The 7,361-nt window shown below is 77.7% G+C and carries 6 protein-coding genes; 3 read left to right on the forward strand and 3 right to left on the reverse strand.

Annotated elements, in window-relative coordinates:
* Window positions 1-77 precede the first annotated feature (77 nt).
* Complete coding sequence (locus tag VEW93_01215) at window positions 78-758, forward strand: tRNA methyl transferase PRC-barrel domain-containing protein (GenBank protein HYI60404.1); 681 nt, start codon at window positions 78-80, stop codon at window positions 756-758.
* A gap of 134 nt (window positions 759-892) precedes the next feature.
* Here VEW93_01215 and VEW93_01220 read toward each other — a convergent pair whose 3' ends face one another.
* Both VEW93_01220 and VEW93_01225 read right to left on the reverse strand, forming a co-directional pair.
* Complete coding sequence (locus VEW93_01220) at window positions 893-2,011, reverse strand: serine hydrolase domain-containing protein (protein ID HYI60405.1); 1,119 nt, start codon at window positions 2,009-2,011, stop codon at window positions 893-895.
* Window positions 2,012-2,133: 122 nt separating this feature from the next.
* Window positions 2,134-3,009 carry a hypothetical protein gene (locus tag VEW93_01225; GenBank protein ID HYI60406.1) on the reverse strand — a complete coding sequence of 292 codons (876 nt, stop codon included), beginning with the start codon at window positions 3,007-3,009 and terminating at the stop codon, window positions 2,134-2,136.
* A gap of 177 nt (window positions 3,010-3,186) precedes the next feature.
* Between VEW93_01225 and VEW93_01230 the strand changes: the two genes are divergently transcribed.
* A complete protein-coding gene (locus VEW93_01230) occupies window positions 3,187-4,248 on the forward strand; it encodes a hypothetical protein (GenBank protein ID HYI60407.1) in 1,062 nt (353 codons plus the stop codon).
* Between the two features lie 41 nt (window positions 4,249-4,289).
* Here the strand turns inward: VEW93_01230 and VEW93_01235 are convergent, their stop codons facing one another.
* Window positions 4,290-5,846, reverse strand: coding sequence for a DUF4388 domain-containing protein (locus tag VEW93_01235; protein HYI60408.1), 1,557 nt, complete (start codon window positions 5,844-5,846; stop codon window positions 4,290-4,292).
* 196 nt (window positions 5,847-6,042) lie between these two features.
* On the opposite strand from VEW93_01235, the gene ligA reads away from it, so the two are divergent.
* Window positions 6,043-7,361 (forward strand): NAD-dependent DNA ligase LigA (gene ligA / locus VEW93_01240; GenBank protein HYI60409.1); only part of this gene is annotated, 1,319 nt, incomplete at its 3' end.

Raw genomic sequence — 7,361 nt, forward strand, 5'->3', positions numbered from 1 at the left:
GACGTGGCCGGGGCCACGGTGCGGGTCGGGACCGAGGCCGAGATGCAGGTGGCGGCCCAGCCCGTGGCCGCCCTCGGGTGGGCCGGGGTGCCGACGGGGCCAAGGACCAGTCCTACGTGCTGGCCGGCCTCGACCACGAGCGCCTGGGCCGGGTGCTGTTCCCGGTGGGCGACAGCGCCAAGGGCGACGTGCGGCGGGAGGCGGCCGCCCTCGGGCTGCGCACCGCGGCCAAGCCCGACAGCCAGGACGTGTGCTTCATCACCCGGGGCGACGGGCGGGCCCACTTCCTGGGCCGGCGCCTGGCCCTCACGCCGGGCCGGGTGGTCGACGGCCGGGGCCGCACCGTGGGGGCGGTGCCGGCGGTGGAGGCGGTGACTGTGGGCCAGCGCCGAGGGTTGGGCCTGCCCGGCGGTGGCCCCCCTCGCTACGCGCTGGACGTGGACGTGGCCGGGGCCACGGTGCGGGTCGGGACCGAGGCCGAGATGCAGGTGGCGGCCCAGCCCGTGGCCGCCCTCGGGTGGGCCGGGCCGCCCCACGAAGCCGGGCGGCTCGACGAGGCCGACCTGGCCGTCCAGGCCAGCGCCCACGGCGCCCCCACCCCGGGCCGCCTGCTCCCGTCGGGGACGGGCGACGGGACCGGCGAGGTCCGCTGGGCCCGGCCCCGCCGCCGGGTGGCCCCCGGGCAGGCCCTGGTGGCCTACGACGGGGACCACGTGGTGGCCTGGGCCACCGCCGCGGGTCCGCCCCGTCGCGGCTGACCTCCCCTCCTTCTGAGGCGCCACCGCGCACGGTGATGTGCGCCGGCGCCTCAGGACCGAGCGGATCGCGGGTCGGTGTCCGTGCCCTCGGCCGACAGCACCCGAGGACCCAGGTGTCGGCGTCCGCGCCCCTCTCAGGCCAGCAGGGCGGCGGCCCGGGAGGCGATGGCCGTGTCCCGCCGGCGCTGGCGGATGAGGTGGCGGTCGAGGCCGTTGGTGACGTAGGCGGCGCTCAGCCCGGTGGCCGGGTCGGCGAAGGCGATCTGGCCCCCGGCCCCGTTGTGGCCGAAGGCCCGGGGCGAGGCGGTCCGCCCGAAGCCCCGGTAGTGGCCCTGGCCGTCGTCGCCGCACACCATGAGCCCGCCGGCGGTGCGGTTGGCCGGCACCCCCATCAGGTCGGGCAGCACGTTGCGCACGGTGCCGGTGGCGTCGGCCCGCACCTCGGGGTCCCACTGGCCGGCGGGATCGTGGAGGAAGGCCTGGTAGAGGAGGGCCAGGTCGGCGGCCCGCACCACGGCCCCGGCGCCGGGCAGGCCCACGGTGCGGGCCTCGACGCTGTTCAGGGTGAGCAGGGACTCGATGGCCACGTCGGCCGGGACGAGGGTGGCCAGGTCGACCCGGACGCCGAGGGCGGCCTCGACCTCCTCGGCGGTGGGGTACTGGCCCACGGCCACGGCCTCCAGCACCCCGCCCTGGTCCTCGGGCGCCAGGCCCAGCAGGCGGGGCAGCCCGAGCGGGGCGGTGACCAGCCGCTCGACGGCATCGGCGTAGGGCTCGCCGGTCAGCTCCTCCACGATGTCGGCCAGGACCCAGTGGCCGGCGGTGGGGTGGTACATGTAGGTCTCGCCGGGGACCAGGGTCAGGCGCCAGCGCCGGAAGGCCTCGTGGCGGCCTTCCCGGGTGCCCCAGCGGGCGGGGCCGAGGGGGGCGTAGGGGAAGCCGCCCAGGTGCAGGAGGACCTGCTCCACGGTGACGACGTCCTTGCCGTTGGTGCCGAAGGCGGGCACGTACGAGGCCACGGGGGCCGACAGGTCGAGCCGGCCGTCGCCCACCAGGCACCAGACGGCGGCGTTGACCAACGCCTTGGTGCAGGAGAAGGGCCCGAACCGGGCCTCGGGCGGGGCGCCGAAGGTGGCGTCCACCACCACCTGGCCGTCGAGGGCCACGGCCACCTGGGCGGCGGGGAGGAGCCCGTCGTCGACCTCCCGGCGGACCCGGTCGAGGAGGGCGGCCACCTTGGCGTCGTCGATCACGGCCCCGACGCTGCCACCCCGGGGCCGCCGGTGTCGAGGTGCCCCCTCGCCCGGGCGCGGGCCCGGCCGGGGGACGACCGTCCGGCGACCGTCCGGCGGCGTGGGCCGTCGGACGGGCGGCGTCAGCTCGACCGGCCGGGTGACGAGGCGGCCGGGATGCGGCGGGCGGCGGCCTCGGCCAACACCGCGGACGGGCGGGTGGGGGTGACGAGCACCCGGGTCGCCTCCTCGGTGGCCAGTGCCCGCCCCCGCCGGACGGTGACGGGCAGGGGCTCGGTGGTGGCCAGCTCCAGGGCCAGGCCGGGGGCTCCCAGGGTCAGGTCCAGGGCGTCGGTGCCCCGCGGGGCGGGGGCCAGGTGGGTGATGAGCGGGCGGGGCGCCATCACCGAGTCGGGCCGGGCCACGGGGTCGTGGACCACCACGCCGGAGGGCACCAGCACCAGCCACCGGCGGGACAGGCCGTGGAGGGCCCGGGCCCCGGCCGCCGCCACCGTGGCCCCGACGACGAGGGCCAGCCCGCCGGCGACCCACTGCCGGGCCGCCAGGAGCAGGGGGCCGGTGATCGCTCCGGCCGCCACCGCGGCCCACGTGGCCCCGGCCAGGGCGGCCAGCGGGAGGGGGCAGCGGAGGGCGAAGCGGCGCTCGGTCCCGTAGGCCGACCCGTTGACGAAGGCGTCGCTGACCGCGGGCGCGGCGGCGGTCACGACGGCCACCGCGGCAGCGGCGACGGCGAGGCCGCCCCGGGCCAGCGCGTCGTCGGGCGCACCGGGCCCGGCGGCCCAGGCCGCGGCGGCCAGGGCGCCGGGCACGCCGATCCGCACCACGGTCAGGCTGGAGGCCCGGGGGACCAGGGTGGCCACCAGGACCACGGCCCACCCGACCCACCCCAGGGCCGACGCGACCACCTGCACGGGTTGGGACCGCTCGTCCAGGGCCGCCCCCAGGGCCGGCCCGGCCAGCACCGGTACCAGCAGCCAGGCGGCGCGCAGGGCCCACACCGGCACCCCGACTCGACTGGCCGAGGCCGGCCCGGACGCCGCGGTACGCCCGGTGGTGGTAGGGGGGGCGGGGTCGGGCACGGCGCCGAGATTTGCCCATGGGGGTCGGCGCTGGCTATTCCATAGGGGTCGGTCGAGGGCGCCCAGCACGTCCCGACGCTCGCGAGGGGGGATCCCGTGCGGACAGGAGACGCCAGTCAGGGGGGCACCGCCACCGCCTCGCCCGCGGCCGCCTCGCTGCCGGTGCCGGTCGAGATCGGTGCTCCGACCGCGGTCGGCAGCCTGCCCCACACCGACCGGGACCAGGCCGTCGCCTTCGTGCTCGACGCGCTGCCCGAGCTCCCGGCCCTGCCCTCGCTGCCCGCCCTCGACCCCCGGGAGGGCATGGTGGCCCAGGCCGCCTGGGGCCTGGCCGGCGTGGCCGTCGGCGCCGACGGCACCCTGGCCGTCGACCCCGCCGCCCTCGATCCCGAGGCCCCCCTGGGCGACGCCGAGCTCTCGGGCCCGCCGTTCGCCACCTGGCGGGCCTTCCTGGCCGCGGTGGCCGGGCGCACCACCCCCCTGAAGCTGCAGCTCACCGGGCCGGTCACCCTGGCCCGGGCCCTGCACCGGGCCGGTGTCGAGCCCGGCCTGGCCGTGCGCATCGCCGGCCCCGCGGTGCGGGCCCGGTCGCGGGCGCTGCACGACGCGGTGCGGGCCGTGGCCCCCGGGGCGCCGCTGGTGGCGGTGTTGGACGAGCCGGGCCTGGTGGGCGGGTTCCCGCTGGACGTGGCCGACCCCGAGACCCTCATCGACCTGGTGTCCAGCGCGCTGGCCCTGTGGGAGCCCCGGGCCGTGACCGGCATCCACTGCTGCGGCGAGACCGACTGGAAGGCCCTGCTGCAGACCGGTCCCCGGATCCTCTCGGCCCCGGTGGGGGCCGCCTTCGCCCCCGGGGCCGCGGCGCTGGCCGCCTTCCTGGAGCGCGACGGCTGGATCGCCTGGGGCGCGGTGCCCACCGACCGGCCCCTGGGCGACTCGGCGTCGCACTGGTGGCGCCTGCTCTCGGCCCAGTGGTGCGAGCTGGTCCGGGCCGGGTGCGACCCGGTGCGGATCCGCTGCCAGGCCCTGGTGACCCCGGCCTGCGGCCTGGCCGGGCACCGCCTGCCCCAGGCCGAGCTGGTGCTGGAGCTCAGCCGGGCCGTGGGGCTGCGCATCCACGACCAGCTGGCCGGCGTGCGCCTCTCCGTCGGGGCCTAGGGCCCACCTACGGCCCCCGGCCGGCCGACCCCGGCCGTCGGCTAGACCCGGCGCAGGGCGTCGACCAGGCGCCGCAGCGTGCCCGTGCGCTCGGTCTCCTGGGCCTCCCCGCTCTGGAAGGCCACGTCGAGCGCCTCCCGCTTGCGGGAGCGGCTGGTGGCCGGCTCCTCGGCCTCGTCGATGAACTGGGCGTAGAGGTTCTCGAGCCAGGCCGCGTTGGGGTCGAGGCGGGGCCCGCCGTCGGTCGCCTCGGCCAGGGCCGGGTCCTCGCGGTGGGCGTCGGCCGTGGGGTCCTGGAAGCCGCTGATGCCGGCCAGGCCGGTGCCGAGGTCGTCGGTGACCCCACCCGGCGCCTCGGGCCCGAGGTCGGACAGGCCCTCGTCGCGCCACCAGCTGGTGGGTTCGGCCTCCCGCACGGAGCTCCGGCGGGGGAGCATGTCCCCGTCGTCGAGGGGCGGCATCTCGGGCCCGGCGCCCACGCCCTCCAGCCGGGGCCCGAAGGTGACGCCCAGGTCGTCGGCGGGATCGGTCGGGGCGTGCTCGAACGGGTTGCCGGGCGCGCCCCACGCTGCGGCCCAGATCGGCTCCTCGTCCGGGTTGGGCCGGGGGGGGCCCAGGTCGTCGGGGGGGAGGCCCTCGGTCCGCTCGGCGGCCGGGAGCCGGTCGTCGGCCGCCCCCTCCGGGGAGGGCGCCGTGTCGGCGCCCGCGGGGTCGGTGGCTCTGGGGCCCGGCGCCGGGGCGTCGGCGTCGTCGAGGTCCCGGGGGGCGTCCCCGGGCCCGTCCTCGTCGAGGCCCCGGGGGTCGACGATGCCGGTCGGGGGGTCGCCCGCTTCGGCGGCGGCCAGGCGGGCGGCGGCCGACGGCTCGTGGACGGGGTCGTCCTCCAGCGTGCCGAAGGGCTCGGTGGCCACCTCCAGGAGGCCGGCCCGGGCCAGGCGGTGCACGACCTGGGCGGTGGAGTACTGGCCCCGGCCCATGCTGGCGGCCAGCTCCCGCACGGTGCGGGGGCCCGACAGCGAGGTCACCAGCTCCCAGTCCTCGCGCAGCAGCGTGACCTGGGCGGCGCCGTCGGGCAGGGTGCGGTTGGCCGCCACCCACGTGGCGGTGGAGGGGATGACGTCCTGCATCTCGTCCACGTTGCGGACCCGGCGCCGGACCTCGTTGACGATGGCCTCGACGTTGAAGCTGCGGTACGGGCCGATCCAGTGCAGGGTGTCGGGCTCGAAGTCGAAGGCCCCGTCGGCCTCCCGGAACAGGGTGATGAGGGGGTCGTAGATGACCGAGAGCACCACCGAGGCCAGCAGGTCGGGGTCGATGGCGCCGTGGGCGATGAGCAGCTCGCCGACCCGGGGGCTGTCACCGGCCTCCTCCACGGCGGCCGTCCAGGCCTCGGCGGTGAGCCGGCCGGGGCGGACCAGGGCCGCGGCCAGGGCCTCGTCGGTGTCCTCGCCGCGGGCGAAGTAGAGCTGCCCGTCGCACAGGTAGGCGGTGCAGCCCCCCACGCCGGTGAAGCGCACCGCGCCCGTCCGACCCGAGGAGGACAGCACCCGGAGGGCGCCGGCGGGGGAGTAGTCGTCGAGTGATCCGTTCAAGGCCATGGGTTCCGTGTTCGCTGCGGCTACGTGGTCCGTCCTCGACAGGATCGGCCCCCCGGCCCCGGCCTTGAGGGTTCTGGTGACTCACAGTGGGCAATTCCGCCGCCCTCCGTGGTCGGCTGCGGGTCGCCCCCCAGGCCGCCGTGCCCCGGCCCGACCCGCGATCGGGAGCGCCCGGCGTTCCCTATGCTCCGCACCCATGGCCGGCGACGAGCAGCAGGCGCGGGTCGACCCGGCGGAGCGGGCCGCCGCCCTCCGGGCCGAGATCGCCGGGCACGACCGGGCCTACCACCAGCTGGACGCCCCCACCATCGCCGATGCCGAGTACGACGCGCTGGTCCGGGAGCTGCGGGCCATCGAGGAGGCCCACCCCGAGCTGGCCGCCGTCGCCTCGCCGACCCAGGGCGTCGGTGCGACCCCCAGCGCCCTGTTCGCCCCCGTCGTCCACCGCCAGCCCATGATGTCCCTCGACAACGCCACCGTCACCGAGGACCTGGTGGCCTGGGGGCAGCGCCTGGAGCGACGCCTGGGGGCCGCCCCCGAGGACGACCCGGTCGACTACGTGTGCGAGCTCAAGATCGACGGCGTGGCCATCTCCCTCCGGTACGAGGGGGGCGAGCTGGTCCAGGCCGCCACCCGGGGCAACGGCCGGGTGGGCGAGGACGTCACCGCCAACGTCCGGACCATCGACGTGGTCCCCCGGGACCTCGGCCCCACCGCCCCGCCGGTGCTGGAGGTGCGGGGCGAGGTGTACATGTCCGGCACCGCCTTCGCCGGCCTCCAGGCCAGCCAGCAGGAGGAGAACCGGGTGAAGGCCGAGGCCGGCCGCCGGACCACGCCGGTGGCGGTCAACCCCCGCAACGCGGCCTCGGGCTCGCTGCGCCAGAAGGACCCGGCGGTGACCGCCCGGCGGGAGCTGTCGATGTGGTGCTACCAGCTGGGCGAGGTCGAGGGCGGGCCCGCCTTCACCCGCCACCGCGAGACGCTCGACTTCCTGGGCGGGCTGGGTTTCCCCGTCGAGCCGGGCATCCACGTCGCCTCCACCATCGACGAGGTGGCCGCCTACTGCGCCCGATGGCAGAAGCACCGCCACGACCTCGACTACGAGATCGACGGCGTGGTGGTGAAGGTCGACGACCTGGGCCAGCGCCGGGAGCTGGGCTCCACCTCGCACGCCCCGCGGTGGGCCATCGCCTTCAAGTACCCGCCCGAGGAGCGCACCACCCTGCTCAAGCAGATCGTGGTGTCGATCGGCCGCACCGGCAGGGCAACGCCCTTCGCCATGCTCGAGCCCGTGTTCGTGGGCGGCTCCACCGTGGGCACGGCCACCCTGCACAACGAGGACCAGGTCCGGGCCAAGGACGTGCGCGAGGGCGACACCGTCATCGTCCGCAAGGCCGGCGACGTCATCCCCGAGGTCGTCGGCCCGGTGCTGTCGGCGCGGCCCGAGGGGTCCGAGCCGTGGCACTTCCCGGCCGTGTGCCCGTGCGGCCTCGACGCCGCGCTGGTGCGCAACCA

This window comes from Acidimicrobiales bacterium, assembly GCA_035630295.1.
Lineage (GTDB): Bacteria > Actinomycetota > Acidimicrobiia > Acidimicrobiales > Iamiaceae > Iamia.